Raw genomic sequence first — 16,735 nt, forward strand, 5'->3', positions numbered from 1 at the left:
CAATTAGTTGTCAAATGGCATAAAATAACTTTTAATAAAGTATACAAATCTGAAGACGAGAAAGAGTAAAATAGTGAACTGTTCTCCAGAGAGCCGGTATATTGCTGAAAGCCGGTGGGCAGAAGTTATTTGAAAATCATCTCCGAGGAGCCGAGGCTGAAAGTGAGTAAGCCCGGACGGATGTCTACCGTTACAAAGAACACGTATGATAGTACGTTGCTAAGCGCTATTAGTGAAAAGCTAATAGAATTAGGGTGGTAACGCGGGTAAACCCGTCCCTACTTCATAGGGGCGGGTTTTTTGTGTGCTTTTAAAACATTCAAAGGAGTGATTGTAGATGAAGAAAGTAGATGTAAAAGAGTCAGCTGTAGGGAGAGAAACACGTATTCGTAAGCAGTGGAACGAACAAAGCATTTTTGAACAATCAATTCAGAATCGAGAAGGCGCGCAATCGTTTGTGTTTTATGAAGGGCCACCAACGGCGAACGGTTTACCACACGTCGGCCATGCACTTGGTCGGGCAATTAAAGATTTAGTAGCAAGATATAAAACGATGGCTGGTTATAAAGTAGTAAGAAAAGCAGGATGGGATACACACGGTTTACCTGTAGAACTAGGTGTTGAGAAGCAACTTGGTATTTCTGGTAAAAATGAGATCGAAGAATATGGTATTGAACCATTTATTCAAAAGTGTAAAGAGAGTGTTTTCACATATGAAAAGCAGTGGCGTGAATTCACTGAAAGTATTGGTTATTGGGTAGATATGGATGATCCATATGTAACTTTAGAGAATCCATATATCGAAAGTGTATGGCATATTTTGGGGACGATCCATGAAAAAGGATTGTTATATAAAGGACATAGAGTTTCACCATACTGCCCAAGCTGCCAAACCTCATTGAGCTCACATGAGGTTGCACAAGGGTATAAAACAGTAAAAGATTTAAGTGCAACTGTGAAGTTTAAAGTGAAAGATAGTGAAAATGAGTATTTCTTAGGTTGGACAACGACACCTTGGACACTTCCAGCAAACGTAGCGCTTGCTGTCCATCCAAATATGGAATACGTTAAAGCAAAACAAGAAGGTCATGTATATATTGTTGCGAAAGAACGTGTACAAGAAGTATTAAAAGAGAATTATGAAGTATTATCTGTTCATAAAGGCGAAGAATTATTAAACACATCTTATGCAGCCCCATTTCCGATGAAAGAAGTTACAAATGGTTACCGCGTTATCGCAGCAGATTTTGTAACAGCAGATAGTGGTACAGGACTTGTTCATATTGCTCCAGCATATGGAGAGGATGATTATAGAGTCGTTCAAAGTGAAGGATTGTCATTCTTGCACGTTGTAGATGAAAAAGGTGAGTATACAGAAGCAGTACCATTTTTGAAAGGAAAATTTGTAAAAGATTGTGACGTGGATATCGTTCGTTATTTAGCGAAGGAAGGTTTACTGTATCATAAAGAAAAATATGAACATAGCTATCCGCATTGCTGGCGTTGTGATTCACCACTACTTTATTATGCAGGAGAAAGTTGGTTAATCCGAACAACTGCAATTAAAGATACATTTTTACAAAATAATGATTCTGTTACTTGGTATCCGGATCATATGAAACATGGACGATTTGGTAAGTTTTTAGAAAATATGGTGGACTGGAATATTAGCCGAAATAGATATTGGGGAACGCCATTAAACGTATGGGAATGTGAAAGTTGTAATCATCAGTTCGCACCGAAAAGCATTGCTGAATTAAGAAAGCATAGTACGAACGAAACACCAGAAGATTTGGAATTGCATAAGCCTTATGTAGATGAAGTGCAAGTCTGCTGCGGGAAATGCGGAGGAACAATGAATCGTACACCAGAAGTAATTGATGTTTGGTTTGATAGTGGTTCTATGCCATTTGCACAATATCATTACCCATTTAAAAATAAAGAGTTATTTGAAGAGCAGTTTCCAGCGGATGTTATTGCAGAAGGAATTGATCAAACACGCGGCTGGTTTTATAGTTTATTAGCAGTCTCAGCACTGTATACAGGAAAAGTACCGTATAAACGAGTGTTATCATTAGGGCATGTCTTAGATGAAGAAGGACAGAAAATGTCTAAAAGTAAAGGGAATGCACTAGACCCAGTTGATTTAGTAGATAAGTTTGGTGCAGATGCGCTAAGATGGGCTTTACTTGTTGATAGTGCCCCGTGGAATGCGAAGCGTTTTTCTGAAAGAACAGTACTGGAAGCGAAATCTAAATTTGTAGATACATTAGTCAATGTGTATAGCTTCTACGTTTTATATGCAAATTTAGATGAGTATAATCCGAAAGAAACGTATAATGTAAAGCTTACGAAATTAGACGAATGGGTATTATCAAGATTGCATAGTACAACGAAAAAAGTGAGAACAGCACTTGATGATTATCAATTTACGAATGCAGCTCGTGAAATTGCAGCACTTGTAGATGAAGTGAGTAACTGGTATGTAAGACGCTCACGTAATCGTTTCTGGGAATCTGGTATGAACGCTGAAAAAGCTGCTGCGTATGAGACACTTCATGAAGTACTTGTAACAATTAGTAAATTAATTGCACCATTCACACCGTTTGTCGCGGAAGACATTCATCTTAATTTAGAAGGAAGTAGTGTTCATTTAGCTGATTATCCAGTTGTAAATGAATTACTACTTCAGCCGAAATTAGAAGCGGAAATGGATGCTGTTTTACAAGTTGTTGAACTTGGAAGAAGTAACCGTAATCAGCATTCTTTAAAAGTAAAACAGCCGCTAGCAGAACTTGTATTACTTGAGCATAACGAGAATGATATGGATTGGGAATCTTATCGTGATATCGTTATGGATGAGTTAAATGTAAAAGCGTTCCATGTTGAACTCGATGAAACAAAATACACATCATATCAATTGAAGCTTAATTTTAAAACAGCGGGGCCGAAGTTCGGTAAAAATGTGAATGCAGTGAATGGTTGGCTAAAACAATTATCACAAGAAGAAGTGCAAAACTTTGTATCAACAGGAAGAGCAGTTTACGAAGCAACACCAGGAGAAGAAGTAGTTGTAACTGCTGAAGATGTGTTAGTTGAGAAAGTTGCAAAATCAGGATTCTCTAATACGACTAACGGACAATACACAGTTATGTTAGATACGAATGTAACGGAAGAATTGTTACAAGAAGGAGTAGCGCGTGAATTCATTCGTGCGGTTCAAGAATATCGTAAACAGTTGAATTTACCAGTTAATTTACGAGTCGATGTTATTCTCGATACAGAAGTAGAGCTACAGCGAACGTTAACGAACCATAAAGATTTATTGGAAGAAAACTTACTCGTTAAACAATTTACATTTGGTCACTTAACGAACGAAGACGATGAACTTTCTTTAGGTGAGACAAAACTTAGAATTAAATTAAGTGCGGCTAATTAAAGAAAAAAGGAAGTTGGAATGATTCCAACTTCCTTTTTTGTATGATTAGAATTTATTTGACTATACATTCGATAGGATCACTAGCAATTTTCTTTTTTCATAGCGTACCGAAAACAATACTGTAGAAATATATTTCTACAGTATTGTTTTCACTTTACACATAAATATTGAGAAAATTTCACTTACCTCAAATGGAAAGGTAATAGAATTGTCCATAGAGAATTACTCCTAGATTCAATTTTTATCCCTCCATTTTGTGGAGAATGATTGCTGAGTGGTAACGGGATAAGGTTGAGCTACTTTATTAGGGGGAGTGGTTCTATGTTTAATAAAAAAATGGTGGCAATGGCAATGACTGTGCCGTTAGTAATGGGGACGATTTCTACGGTTTCGGCATTGGAAAAACAACAGCAAGTAAAGTTAGAAGCTTATTCGCCACAGAAAAAAGCAACTGAATATTTAAAAGAAAATGCTGCGCAGTATGGATTGAAGGCAGACCTTTCAGACTTGCAATATATTTCTACAACAGAAACGTCAGTAGCTTCATATGTTAGGTTCCAACAAGTTGTTAACGGTGCTCCTGTATTTTCAAAACAAATTACAGTTACTCTTAACGGAGAAGGAAAGGGAGTACTCGCTGTTTCTGATTATCAGCCTGTTACAGGTGTGAAGGAAGTAACGACAAAAATTAGTGAGAAAGATGCAATACAAAAATCAATGGCGTATGTTGGAGAAGCAAGTGAGCAAAACTTATGGGCTCCTACAGAGAAAGAATTCGGATATATTGTTGAAGAAGGAATGGCTCGTCCAGTATATAAAGTTGTAGTCCATTCTAATAATCCATTTGGTGCATGGGAAACATTTATTGATGCAGAAAATGGAAAGTTAATTAAAAAGGTTGATATAAACCGAAAAGCTGAAGGGTCAGGAAAAGTATTTTTACCTAACCCAGTAGTATCTAGCGGTAGTAAAGTAGGCTTAAAAGATAATAACGATGCAGATTCAACAGCTCTAACGAACCAACTGAAAACTGTTACGTTAAAAGGTTTAGATGGAACAGGATTTTTAATTGGAGAATATGTAACGATTTCTTCAAAAGCGAAAACAAAATCTACGAATTTACAATTTAACTATACACGTGCAAATGATAGCTTTGAAGATGTGATGTCGTATTATCATATCGATACATTACAGCGTTACATTCAAGGGTTAGGTTTTAAAAATATTAATAACCGTTCGATAAAAGTGAATGTTAATGGTACAACTGATGATAATTCATTCTATTCTCCATCAACAAAAGCTTTAACTTTCGGTACTGGCGGTGTTGATGATGCAGAAGATGCTGGTATTATCGCACATGAGTATGGGCATTCGATTCAAGATAACCAAGTTCCTGGCTTTGGTAGTTCAGCAGAAGGCGGAGCGATGGGAGAAGGATTTGGCGACTTCTTAGGTGCTACATATGAAGATGCAGTATCGACTACAGGATACGGAAAAGCATGTGTTGGAGAATGGGATGCGACAGCTTACTCTAGTTCAGATCCAACATGCTTACGCCGATTAGATACGAATAAAGTATATCCGAAAGATATAACGAATGAAGTGCATGATGATGGTGAAATTTGGGCACAAGGTCAATACGAAATGGCACAAGCTTTTGGCCGTGATGTAGCAACAAAAATCATTTTACAATCACACTGGTCATTAACACCAAACTCTAAATTCAGTGATGGAGCAAAAGCGATTAAGCAAGCAGATGCTCTTTTATATGGCGGACAACATGCTGCTGATATCGATCGTATTTGGGCAGCGAGAGGCATTAGTACGAATTAATATAAAAAGTCGTGGCATTATAAGCCACGACTTTTTAATTTGCTTACGAACTGGTACTAGTAAATAAAGCTATATCAATGATAGTGTGAATATATCCGTATCCCATTTACTTTTTAGCTTCTTTAAAAACAAAATGTTCTTTAAATTTTCTAGATTCAACTTTTTGACCATTTCGCATCAATCGGAATGGGTGTTCTTGCCATGTAATAATAACATCAACCTCATCCGCTTTTGTAGCAACAGGTAAATTAGCGTGTTCAAATCCAGTTTTTCCACTTGCTAAACGACTTTCCTTTAGGGAAAAGAGTTCATATTTCGTTTTCTTATTTGGTTCGTTGCGGAATACTTCGACGTTTACGTTATATACTTCACTATTCCCGATATTCTTTACTGAAAAATGATATGTTTGAAATTCAGTTTTTTTAGCTTGAAGCATATTTTTGTTTGTTTTTTTCGGTTTATCAATATTCACTAGCCATTGACCAGAGTTTTGAGAGATTGGTAAAGATTTTGGTGAATAGGCGTATGTTTCGTTTACTACAATTAGACAAAACAATAGGAGAAAGAAACTAATTGCTTTTTGCATATGCACACCTCACTTTAAATTTGTTTATTAATATGCGTGAAAAATACGGTTTTTATGTAAAAATTAGGAAAATATTAGATGTGTAATTTCGGATTTAATACATAAGAATATGTATTACAAAATTAACTTTTCCCGTTTTAGAAGCAGTTAGGAGTTAGAAAATCAGAATGTTTCAAAAAAATTCTTGCATTTTATAAAGCTAGAAGTTAGAATACTCTGTAAATATAAAAAGTGATGATCAGGAAAAGTACATGGTGCAAAGGTCTACAGAGAGCAGCCGGTTGCTGAGAAGGTTGTGATACCGCATGATGGAAAGACACCTGTGAGTGTTGCTTTGAACGTGATTATTAGTAAAAGCAAACGGTACCTACCGTTATCAGGGCTAAGATGGTCAGTATGACAATTTGGGTGGTACCGCGGAAAAAAATCCGTCCCTATTTATAGGGGCGGATTTTTGTATTCTTTGAAAGGGGGTGAGTGACCGTGGATGATGACGATGACAACAATAACGTAAATAAATATAAAATTACTGGAGGGAAAAATAATGAATTCAATAATGAAGCGTTCACTCACAAAAGAATGTATGGAACAAAGTGGAAAGGTTGTATTACTTCAAGGATGGGTAAAAAAAATTCGGCATCTTGGAAATGTTAGTTTTTTATTATTACGGGACAGAACAGGAGTAATTCAATGTGTATTAGAGAATGGATTGGCTGGATATAAAGTTGATGTAGAAAGTGTTGTCCATGTAATCGGTGAAATAGTCGAGACGTCGAAAACAGAATTGGGTGTTGAAGTACTTGCTCATGAAGTGAAAGTAATAAACGGTGCAGAACCACTTCCATTTGAAATAAATAAAAAGAAGTTACAAGTGGGCTTAGATCAACTACTTAATGAGCGAGTAATATCATTAAGGCATGAGCGAACCGCAGCGATTTTTAAAGTGAAATCTATACTCGTTCAGAGCTTTAGTGAATTTCTTATAGAGAACGATTTCACACGGATCTTTACGCCGAAAATTGTTTCGCAAGGGGCAGAAGGAGGAGCAAATGTTTTTAAGCTTCCATACTTCCAAAAAGAAGCTTATTTAGCACAATCACCACAGTTCTATAAGCAAATGATGGTGGCAGGTGGGTTAGAACGAGTTTTTGAAATTGCACCTGTATATAGAGCGGAACATCATAATTCTTCCCGTCATTTGAATGAATATATATCGTTAGACGTAGAACTTGGTTTTATTCATGATTTTTATGAAGTGATGCAACTAGAAACGGATGTTTTACGATATATGTTTCAACAAGTAGCGAAAAAATGTGAAATAGAACTACAACTATTACAAATAGAAGTACCTGTTATTACTGAAATACCTAAAATTACATTGTTAGAAGCACAAGAAATTTTGAAAAGTAAGTATCGTAAAGAATCTCCTGTAGGGGATTTAGATACAGAAGGTGAAAAGTTACTAGGGAAATATGTAAAGGAAACATATAATAGTGAATTTGTTTTCATTACACATTATCCGAAAGAAGCGAGACCGATGTATACGATGCAAAATAAAGAGAATCCAGCTATTACTGATTCATTCGACTTATTATATAAAGGGTTAGAAATAACGTCAGGGGCACAGCGAATTCATAATTATGAAATGTTACTCGCTTCGTTTAAAGAAAAAGGATTACACCCAGAGAAATTTCAATCTTATTTAAATACATTCCGATACGGTTGTCCCCCGCATGGAGGTTTCGGAATTGGGTTAGAAAGGATTGTATATAAACTATTAGAATTAACAAATGTACGAGAGGCGAGTGCTTTTCCGAGAGATTGTACTCGTCTTATACCGTAAAAAGAATCTTCGCGATTATCGCGAAGATTCTTTTTATAGTTCGTTTGAAAAGATGAAAATATAGACTCTTTCTTTTGCTAATAAGCTTAGTAAAAGTGAGTTATCAATATGAACCATTTCGACAAAAAATTAATATACCCCTTGACAGTTACAAATATAACCGATATACTTCATATTAATTTCAAAAGAAAATATATTCTAAATATTACAATGTATTGAATAGGAGTAGTAAGGTCATGTATTTGTACAGAGAGCTATGGGTTGGTGCGACATAGTCAAATGACATCCTGAACTCGCCTAGGAGCAGTAAGGTGGAACGGAATCACATTCTTAGTAAATCTTAACGGTTAACCTTCGATATTAGGTTTGTAATCAAACGATTACTACTAAGGTGGATTCATAATGGAATCAATAAGGGTGGTACCGCGTTAAGTAAATGGCTTAGCGTCTCTTTATATAGAGATGCTAGGCCATTTTTTTATTATATGGAAAAAGAAGTGGAGGGTTTATTTGGATAGGTCTATAAAATTTATTTATCTATATAAAAAGATTTAATTAGGAGGAAAATGAGATGAAACAAACGGAGCAATGGACTTCGAAATTAGGTTTTATAATGGCTGCAGCAGGATCAGCAATTGGACTTGGCGCAATATGGAAGTTTCCTTATATCGCCGGGAAGAGCGGGGGAGGAGCATTCTTTTTAATCTTTATATTATTTACTATATTAATTGGATTACCACTACTTATAGCTGAATTTATGATTGGACGTAGTACGCAGAAACAAGCAGTTGGCGCATTTAAAAGTATTGCACCAAATACAGGGTGGCACTGGATTGGACGCCTTGGTGTTGGAACGTGTTTTATACTACTTTCATTTTATAGTGTTGTAGGTGGATGGGTGTTAATTTATTTATTCAGAGGAATTACTGGACAACTAATTGCACCGGGACAAAATTACGGAGCATTATTTACTGAAACAATTGGGAATCCCACTTGGGCTATTATGGGACATTTCGCTTTTATGTTCATTACGATATGGGTTGTATCAAAGGGTGTACAAAACGGAATTGAAAAAGCAAGTAAATATATGTTGCCAGCATTGTTCGTTTTATTTGTCGCTCTTATTATTCGTTCGTTAACACTTGATGATGCTATGAAAGGTGTGAAGTTTTTCTTACAACCAGATTTCTCAAAGATTACTTCGGAAAGTATTTTGTTCGCAATGGGGCAATCATTCTTTGCAATTAGTATCGGGATTTCAATTATGGTTACCTATAGTTCCTATTTAAATAAAAAAGAAAGTTTACCAAAATCAGCAATAACAATTGTTGGATTGAATTTATTTGTTTCTTTATTTGCAGGTCTTGCCATTTTTCCGGCCGTATTTTCATTAGGAATGGAGCCGACAGAAGGACCTGGATTACTATTTATCGTATTACCATCTGTATTTAGTCAAATCCCATTCGGTGGATTTTTCTTAACAGTATTCCTTGCACTATTTACATTTGCGACATTAACATCGGCATTTTCTCTACTAGAAACTGTTGTTTCAGCATTAGCAAATGGTGAACAAGAAAAGAGAACGAAATTATCATGGCTGATCGGTTTCGGCATTTTCTTAGTAGGTATACCATCAGCGTTATCATTTGGAGTATGGAGTGATATTACGATTTTCGGAAAGAATATTTTTGATGCAGTAGACTTCTTATCTAGTAATATATTAATGCCACTTGGAGCACTATTTATTAGTATTTTCGTTTCATTCAAAATGGAAAAGAAGATACTAGAAGCAGAGTTTTTTGTAGGTGGAAATTATGGAAAGAAAGTATTTACTTGTTGGGCATTTTTACTTCGATTTGTAGCACCGCTCGCAATCATTATCGTCTTTTTAAATGTAATAGGGATTATTTAACAATAAATGTTATAATATTCAGTAAAAAAAGAAGATGGTGATGTTTATGGCGAATTTGATAGAAACAGGAGAGTATATGAATATTAGAGGGAGAAAGCTATACGTTGAAACACATGGAAATCCTAAAAATAAGCCAGTCTTATACTTGCATGGTGGACCAGGAGAGAGTTGTTATGATTTTTCATTTCATCAAGCGGAACGTTTAAAAGATTCTCTATATGTAATTATGATAGATCAAAGAGGTGTTGGTCGTTCAGAAAAAATTACTGAAGACGAAGCTTTTGGATTAAATGATTTGATTGAAGACTGTGAGGAATTAAAAAAAGTATTACAAATTGAGAAGTGGTCTATAATTGGACATTCTTTCGGTGGATATGTAGCATTGCTTTATGCGTCGATATATCCAAGTTCAATAGAGAAAATAATATTTGAAGGACCAACTTTTGATTTTGCATTAACAAGTAGAGCTTTGTTGCAAAAGACAGGGCATTTATTAAAAAAGTGTGGAAAAGAAGAAGTAGCAAAAGAGTGCTTTGCTTATTCATCTAGCGATGCTAGTTCAGAAGAGTTGTTAGAAGCTTATATAAGATTAAGCGCTGAATTAGAAGAAAAAAGAATGGAGATTTACAATAATAAGGAAGATAGGACAGATGAGAGTTTATACAGTGATGAAGAGTGGGAAATATTTTCAAATCGCTCCAAAATGCACTTTGATAGATTAAAATTAGAGGGAGCATGTCATACATCATTATTATCAAAAATAAAAGATGTACAAAATCTAATGTTATTAATAGTAGGAAAACATGATGTAGTAACGTGTGAAGAACAAATTAAAACATTTAATAAAGATGCCCGAAACGGCAAGTATATCGTATTTGAAGAGAGCGGTTATTCACCTCATTATGAGGAAGCAGATAGATTTGCAGAAACAGTCATACATTTTTTGAAATGAAGAAAAGGGTGCTTCTATAAATGAGAGGCACTCTTTCTAAATTTCTGGATATGTGATTGTGATGTTAGGCCACTTACTTTGCCAATTCTTTTTTATAACTCTGTTTTTGTACATATGTAATCGTTCTTTCGATTTAAGAAAATGAGCTGTTGGTCTCACTTGTAAGGAAAGGACATCTTCAATACCACATGGGGCTGTTAATATAACATTGTTTAGTTCATCAAGTGTAACTCCTAAAGCCGTTGCTGTTTCAGGGAATTTAGAAATAGCATTAACAGAAGAAGAATATGGTGGCATATTATTCACTACATGCATACGAGCTTGATTTTTTACAGACCAAGGGATAGTAGCATCAATATTCATTAACTTCGTTTCTAATGATTGTTCGTATATCTCATCTTGATGTAGACTATCATAATAAATCACATCAACATCAGGCATAGCCGTTTTAGCTTCATAGTCATGTAAAGTATCCCAAATTTTAGAACGAACAAAGCCGGCACAAACCCACCAATCAGGTAACTCTAGTGATTTTGCCATTTGTAATACATTCATCATCCATTCGTCGTTTTCTATTAAGCGAATGATATCTTGTTCTGTTTGTATAGTCATTTGTTATCTCACCTGCTTTTTTTTTAGAGAGTAAATTTAATTCATAAGCTTTATAATCCATGTAATCCAGTAAGCACCTGGTATGAATAACAGTTGAGCTAGTAATGTACCAAAAAGTCTAGAAATCATTAGCCAAGCATACATTTTACTCATTGCTTCAGCACCTTCTTCTGATTGAAGAGCTCGCTCTGTTAAAAGAGCAATACGTGGATCTAGTAGCACTGTTAATAAAATAGTAGCAAAACCATTAATAAGACCGGAAGCTGTAGTGGCTTTTGTTGCGAAAGCTGGAATTAAAAAAGAAGCATATAGTGCGGAAAGAACTCCCGCTGTATAAATAGCAGTAGCAAACATGTTAATAAGCATAATACGCTTTGGAATACCACCGATACGCAGTCTATGAATCATTTCTAACTTTGGAAAGCGGACATATTTTTTTGTGTACTTTAATTTTTGAATGTTATTCGTTTTCATCATTCGAATGAAAGAACCGTCTGTTTCAAAGTTTTGAATGACATATCCAAATAGTTTTGTCAAAGTTGGATACAGTATAATCGCAAGCAATGTACCGATAGAAGCAGATAATAGTACAAGACGTATAATATGCTCTAAATCAATAGAAGGATCTAGTTTTGCTTCGTCCACAATCCCGCCAAGTAAAAAGGCTTGTAGTAAGTTTGACGTTCTTGAAATGAGTAATACGATTCCTACGACGGATAATGCGACAGCAATCTTCTTTAAACGAACCCCCGCTAATCGAATACTATAAGAGCTTGTTTCAACTGCGTGGATTACAATTGTGAAAGCCATTATAAAAATTAACGTAATTGACATTTGTTTCACCAGTTTCTATTAAAATAATTGTAACTTTTTTACTTTATCATATCTATCGTATTTTGTAACTGAAAGTATGTGACATATGGAAATTGATTTTTCGAAAAAATAGATAATGATAGTATAATAGGGAGAAGTGGAAGAGATGTTAGCAGTTATTTATACAGCAAATTAAGTGGAGGAATGAAACATGTATAAAACATTTCTATTTGATTTAGATGGAACTTTAACGGATCCGAAAGAAGGGATTGTAAATTCGGTTTTGTATGCGTTAAAAAAAGTAGGAATTGAAGAAGTACATATAAGTGAGTTAGATTCATTTATAGGTCCTCCTATTCAGCAATCATTCGTAGAGAGATATAATATGAGTGAAGGAGAGGTTGAACGTGCAGTTTTTTACTTCCGTGAGTATTTAAAGCAGCGTGGATTGTTTGAAAATAATGTATACGAAGGGATTCTGAAGCTCTTGCAACAATTAAAAAGTTCAGGAAATCGCATATTCGTAGCTACTTCAAAGCCCACTGTATTTGCGAAACAAGTTATAGAGCATTTTCAATTAACGAATTATTTCGAAGATATCATTGGAAGTAATTTAGATGGTACGAGAATAAAAAAAGAAGAAATAATTGCTCATATTTTACAAACAAATGAAGAACTAAATAAAGAAGAAATGATAATGATTGGTGATAGAAAGCACGATATAATAGGTGCGAATCAGAATGGAATTGCTTCAATTGGTGTTTTATATGGCTATGGCTGTGAGAAAGAACTGACTGAAGTTAGTGCGACTTACATAGTGAAAGATGTTGAAGAACTGTATCATTTTTGTGTAGGAAAAATTTTAATAAATCAGTAAATATAGGTACTAACAATCACTTTATAACGTATGATGAGGAATTCGTTTCTGTTTAAAGGGATTTTTCATATGTAATCGAATATTTATAATTAGACATTTTTAGCATGAAAAAATTGTATGAATAAGAGGAGGGATGTCAGAATTAAAAGATTAGTAGAAGTTTATCAATAAATTTTAGAATATTCTGTTTAATGGAGGGGTAAAATTGGAGTTAGTTATTATATTATTAGCACTAAGTTTACTTATGTTCGTAGCATATAGAGGCTTTTCTGTTATTTTATTCGCACCGATATTTGCATTATTTGCAGTATTTTTGACAGAACCTAGTTATGTATTACCTTTCTTTTCTAATATCTTTATGGAGAAAATGGTTGGATTTATAAAGTTATATTTTCCTGTGTTTTTATTAGGAGCAATATTTGGAAAAGTAGTGGAAATGTCAGGAATTGCAGATTCTATCGCAAAAACGATTATTGAGTTAGTTGGTGAAAAACGTACTATATTAGCGATTGTATTAATGGGGGCTATTTTAACGTATAGTGGTGTTAGTGTGTATGTAGTAGTGTTTGCTGTTTATCCGTTCGCAGCTAAGTTGTTTCGACAAGCTAATATTCCAAAGCGTTTAATCCCTGGAACGATTGTTCTTGGAGCAGTAACGTTTACAATGGATGCGCTACCTGGATCACCACAAATTCAAAATGTAATACCTACAACATTTTTTAAAACGAATATTTATGCTGCACCGATACTCGGCATTGTAGGAGCAATTTTTGTTCTTACATTAGGTTTACTATATTTAGAGAGTAGACGTAAGAAGGCAAAAGCGGCAGGTGAAGGATATTTTGGTTTTAATGATGGAAATACTGAAATGGCAGCATCTTTGCAATTAGAACAAAAAAATATGCCATTAATTAATAACATTGAAATTACAAGAGCACAACAACTTATTGCATTTATACCACTTATTTTAGTAGGTGTAATGAATAAAGTGTTTACTATTATGATACCAAAGTGGTATCCAAGCGGTTTTGATTTTTCTGCAATTGGTATGAAAGCATTTGGAAAAGTAGAATTAAGTGCAGTAGTAGGAATTTGGTCTGTAGAATTGGCACTTATTATAGGGATCTTAACAACGTTATTATTATATTGGAAGCGAGTAGTAACAGGTTTCCAAGCTGGATTGAATACAAGTATTGGTGGAGCGCTACTTGCAACGATGAATACAGGAGCTGAGTTTGGATTCGGTGGTGTCATTGCAGCACTTCCAGGCTTCGTAATTATGAGAGATGGCATCTCTGCTACTTTCACAAATCCGTTAGTGAATGGTGCAGTAACGACGAATATTTTAGCTGGAATTACAGGCTCTGCATCAGGAGGAATGGGAATAGTATTAAGTGCAATGGGAGATAAATTTATTGCAGCGGCCAATCAATTTGATATTCCATTAGAAGTTATGCACCGTATCGTATCAATGGCATCAGGAGGAATGGATACACTACCGCATAACGGGGCTATTATTACTATTCTTACAGTAACAGGATTAACACATAAACAGTCCTATAAAGATATATTTGCTATTACAATTTTGAAAACGGTTGCTGTATTTTTAGTTATCGCGTTCTATACTTTAACAGGACTCTATTAAAAATTCGAATCGTAAAGATTCATCAAATCGATAATTTATATCATAAAATATTAATTAGGATAAGAAGGGGTGGAGTACTTGCAAGAAGTTTCTGAGTTTCGTATGCCAAAGTCGGTATTATATGGAAGGAATTCGCTTGAAAAACTGGGGGAACAATCAAAAAAGTTAGGGAAAAGAGCTTTTATAGTTACTGATACAATTATGGAGAAATTAGGATATCTTGAAAAGTGTATACAACAACTAAATAAGAAAAGTATTACTGTTAGTACATATAATAAAGTGGATGCTGAACCTACAAATATACACGTGTTAGAAGCCTTATCTCTTTGTAAAGAGGAAAAGTGTGATTTTATTATCGGTATTGGTGGTGGAAGTTGTATTGATGCTGCGAAAGCAGTAGCGGTTTTATATACAAATGGTGGAGAAGTTGAGGATTATGTCGAAAAGGATATTGAAATAGAAAACAATCCACTACCACTTATTGCAATTCCAACAACTTCTGGTACTGGATCGGAAGTTACAAGTGTAGCAGTAATTACGAATAAAAAAACAGATGTAAAAATGATGATGAAGCATCCTAGTTTTATACCGAAAGTAGCAATTATAGATCCAGTTTTGACAAGTTCGTTACCACCACAAATTACGGCAGCAACAGGAATAGATGCGTTATGTCATGCGATTGAAGCTTATATTTCTAAATTTTCACAGCCACTTACAGATGTACTTGCTCTTTCAGCTATTGAAAGTATTATGAAATATTTACGTATAGCATATGAAGATGGACGTAATATGGAGGCAAGAGAAGCGATGATGATTGCTTCCTTACAAGCTGGAATTGCATTTTCTAATGCATCAGTTACATTAGTTCATGGAATGTCAAGGCCAGTGGGAGCATTATTTCATGTACCGCATGGAATATCAAATGCCATACTATTACCTACAGTGTTAGAGTTTACAAAAACAAGTGCAGTGAAAAGGTTAGCAAAAATTGGACGTAGTTTAAATAAGGATTTGTATTCGAATTCTGATGAGGAAGTAGCAGACTACACGCTTGGGGAAATAAAAAAACTTTGCTTTGATCTTCGTATTCCAAATTTAAAAGAATATGGAATCGATGAAATTGAATTTGAAAATGCTATTTCTAAAATGGCATCAGATGCAATTGAAAGTGGTAGCCCAGCTAATAACCCACGTGTTCCATCATATGATGAAATCAAAGCGTTGTATCGAGAGTGTTTTAATTATAAGTATAAAGAATTTATAAAAACATCAGATTGTTAATTTCAGAATATTCTATAAAAATTTCCTTGGAAATGAAAGTACAATTACTCTTTATTATTTCCATATTAAATTCCGTAAAACAAGACTTTATATTTCAAACTTAAAGTCTTGTTTTATTATGTATAATATATACAATAAAACGTTGTTATTAGTTTTATAAAAAAGTTTAGGTAGGTGTTGTTTATATGAAAACGATAGGTCTTATAGGTGGTATGAGTTGGGAATCAACTTCTGAATATTATCGAATTATTAATGAAGAAATAAAAGAGAGATTAGGAGGGCTACATTCAGCAAAATGTTTGATTAATAGTGTGGATTTTGAAGAGATTGAACGATGTCAGTCTAGCGGAGATTGGGGTGGTGCTGGAGAAATTCTAGGGAATGCGGCATATTCATTACAAAAGGGAGGAGCAGACTTTATAATCATTTGTACAAATACAATGCATAAGGTAGTTGGAAAAATAAAGGCGAAAATTGATATTCCAGTCTTACATATTGCTGATGCAACTGCAAAAGCAATTAAAAGAAAAGACATTCAAAAGGTTGGTCTGCTTGGAACTACATATACAATGGAGCAAGATTTCTATAAGTCACGTATAGAAGAAAATAATATAAAAGTAATAGTACCATCAGAAAAAAATAGAAAAGAAATAAATAAAGTAATATATACAGAATTATGTTTAGGAAAAATAGTATCTCAATCTAGAGAATATTATAAAAGAGTCATCGAAGAGTTAGTGCAAAAAGGAGCACAGGGAATCATATTAGGTTGTACAGAAATAGGGTTATTAATAAAGCAAGAAGACGTATCTGTCCCGATATTTGATACGACTCATATACATGCAATTGAAGCAGTCAAGGTAGCTCTAGATAGAATGTAATTATATTATGTAAACTAAATTCATATATCTGGAAAACATTCAGAAAATATTTTATAATGTA

General features: G+C 34.5%; 12 protein-coding genes and 3 other annotated features. Of the genes, 9 read left to right on the forward strand and 3 right to left on the reverse strand.

The genetic code is table 11. From position 1 onward, the window contains the following. The first annotated feature begins 43 nt into the window (after positions 1-43). Positions 44-283: a binding site (T-box leader), on the forward strand. Between the two features lie 54 nt (positions 284-337). Together ileS and MR167_RS08480 are read left to right on the forward strand one after the other, a co-directional pair. Further along, positions 338-3,439: an isoleucine--tRNA ligase gene (ileS, locus tag MR167_RS08475; RefSeq protein ID WP_242314382.1), complete on the forward strand. Its 3,102-nt coding sequence runs from the start codon at positions 338-340 to the stop codon at positions 3,437-3,439. A gap of 321 nt (positions 3,440-3,760) precedes the next feature. Then, positions 3,761-5,272: a M36 family metallopeptidase gene (locus MR167_RS08480; protein WP_000482263.1), complete on the forward strand. Its 1,512-nt coding sequence runs from the start codon at positions 3,761-3,763 to the stop codon at positions 5,270-5,272. 106 nt (positions 5,273-5,378) lie between these two features. On the opposite strand, the gene MR167_RS08485 is transcribed toward MR167_RS08480, so the two are convergent. Then, entirely contained in the window at positions 5,379-5,858 is a 480-nt protein-coding gene (locus MR167_RS08485) for a hypothetical protein (protein ID WP_001167924.1), read from the reverse strand. Between the two features lie 225 nt (positions 5,859-6,083). Further along, positions 6,084-6,297, forward strand: a binding site (T-box leader). Between the two features lie 105 nt (positions 6,298-6,402). Here MR167_RS08485 and aspS point away from each other — a divergent pair. The 3 genes from aspS to MR167_RS08500 all read left to right on the forward strand — a co-directional run bounded on the left by aspS (position 6,403) and on the right by MR167_RS08500 (position 10,565). Continuing rightward, complete coding sequence (gene aspS / locus MR167_RS08490) at positions 6,403-7,701, forward strand: aspartate--tRNA(Asn) ligase (protein ID WP_242314384.1); 1,299 nt, start codon at positions 6,403-6,405, stop codon at positions 7,699-7,701. Positions 7,702-7,907: 206 nt separating this feature from the next. Further along, positions 7,908-8,156: a binding site (T-box leader), on the forward strand. Positions 8,157-8,272: 116 nt separating this feature from the next. Then, positions 8,273-9,613, forward strand: a complete 1,341-nt coding sequence (locus MR167_RS08495) for a sodium-dependent transporter (protein WP_000814513.1) — start codon at positions 8,273-8,275, stop codon at positions 9,611-9,613. Between the two features lie 46 nt (positions 9,614-9,659). Further along, entirely contained in the window at positions 9,660-10,565 is a 906-nt protein-coding gene (locus MR167_RS08500; RefSeq protein WP_242314385.1) for an alpha/beta fold hydrolase, read from the forward strand. 36 nt (positions 10,566-10,601) lie between these two features. Here MR167_RS08500 and MR167_RS08505 read toward each other — a convergent pair whose 3' ends face one another. Then, on the reverse strand, positions 10,602-11,177 hold the full coding sequence (locus MR167_RS08505; protein WP_016077786.1) for a nucleotidyltransferase family protein: 576 nt from the start codon (positions 11,175-11,177) through the stop codon (positions 10,602-10,604). 36 nt (positions 11,178-11,213) lie between these two features. After that, positions 11,214-12,011, reverse strand: a complete 798-nt coding sequence (locus tag MR167_RS08510; protein WP_000028911.1) for a lipid II flippase Amj family protein — start codon at positions 12,009-12,011, stop codon at positions 11,214-11,216. Positions 12,012-12,201: 190 nt separating this feature from the next. On the opposite strand from MR167_RS08510, the gene MR167_RS08515 reads away from it, so the two are divergent. The 4 genes from MR167_RS08515 (at position 12,202) to MR167_RS08530 (ending at position 16,674) form a co-directional block, all read left to right on the forward strand. Continuing rightward, positions 12,202-12,867 carry an HAD family hydrolase gene (locus tag MR167_RS08515; RefSeq protein ID WP_242314386.1) on the forward strand — a complete coding sequence of 222 codons (666 nt, stop codon included), beginning with the start codon at positions 12,202-12,204 and terminating at the stop codon, positions 12,865-12,867. A gap of 205 nt (positions 12,868-13,072) precedes the next feature. Then, complete coding sequence (locus MR167_RS08520; RefSeq protein ID WP_000424339.1) at positions 13,073-14,512, forward strand: GntP family permease; 1,440 nt, start codon at positions 13,073-13,075, stop codon at positions 14,510-14,512. 78 nt (positions 14,513-14,590) lie between these two features. Next, the gene (locus MR167_RS08525) at positions 14,591-15,793 is read left to right on the forward strand and encodes an iron-containing alcohol dehydrogenase (RefSeq protein ID WP_001158664.1); all 1,203 of its coding nucleotides are present in this window, start codon (positions 14,591-14,593) and stop codon (positions 15,791-15,793) included. 185 nt (positions 15,794-15,978) lie between these two features. Beyond that, positions 15,979-16,674: an aspartate/glutamate racemase family protein gene (locus MR167_RS08530; RefSeq protein ID WP_242314387.1), complete on the forward strand. Its 696-nt coding sequence runs from the start codon at positions 15,979-15,981 to the stop codon at positions 16,672-16,674. Positions 16,675-16,735 lie beyond the last annotated feature (61 nt).

Origin of the sequence: Bacillus cereus group sp. BfR-BA-01355, from assembly GCF_022663675.1 — a bacterium.
Classification (GTDB): domain Bacteria; phylum Bacillota; class Bacilli; order Bacillales; family Bacillaceae_G; genus Bacillus_A; species Bacillus_A thuringiensis_S.

What these genes read in the sequence shown, in the direction of transcription:
- ileS (WP_242314382.1), top strand. Translation starts at nt 338, where the DNA reads ATGAAGAAAGTAGATGTAAAAGAGTCAGCTGTAGGGAGAGAAACACGT.
- MR167_RS08480 (WP_000482263.1), top strand. Translation starts at nt 3,761, where the DNA reads ATGTTTAATAAAAAAATGGTGGCAATGGCAATGACTGTGCCGTTAGTA.
- MR167_RS08485 (WP_001167924.1), bottom strand. Translation starts at nt 5,858, where the DNA reads ATGCAAAAAGCAATTAGTTTCTTTCTCCTATTGTTTTGTCTAATTGTA.
- aspS (WP_242314384.1), top strand. Translation starts at nt 6,403, where the DNA reads ATGAATTCAATAATGAAGCGTTCACTCACAAAAGAATGTATGGAACAA.
- MR167_RS08495 (WP_000814513.1), top strand. Translation starts at nt 8,273, where the DNA reads ATGAAACAAACGGAGCAATGGACTTCGAAATTAGGTTTTATAATGGCT.
- MR167_RS08500 (WP_242314385.1), top strand. Translation starts at nt 9,660, where the DNA reads ATGGCGAATTTGATAGAAACAGGAGAGTATATGAATATTAGAGGGAGA.
- MR167_RS08505 (WP_016077786.1), bottom strand. Translation starts at nt 11,177, where the DNA reads ATGACTATACAAACAGAACAAGATATCATTCGCTTAATAGAAAACGAC.
- MR167_RS08510 (WP_000028911.1), bottom strand. Translation starts at nt 12,011, where the DNA reads ATGTCAATTACGTTAATTTTTATAATGGCTTTCACAATTGTAATCCAC.
- MR167_RS08515 (WP_242314386.1), top strand. Translation starts at nt 12,202, where the DNA reads ATGTATAAAACATTTCTATTTGATTTAGATGGAACTTTAACGGATCCG.
- MR167_RS08530 (WP_242314387.1), top strand. Translation starts at nt 15,979, where the DNA reads ATGAAAACGATAGGTCTTATAGGTGGTATGAGTTGGGAATCAACTTCT.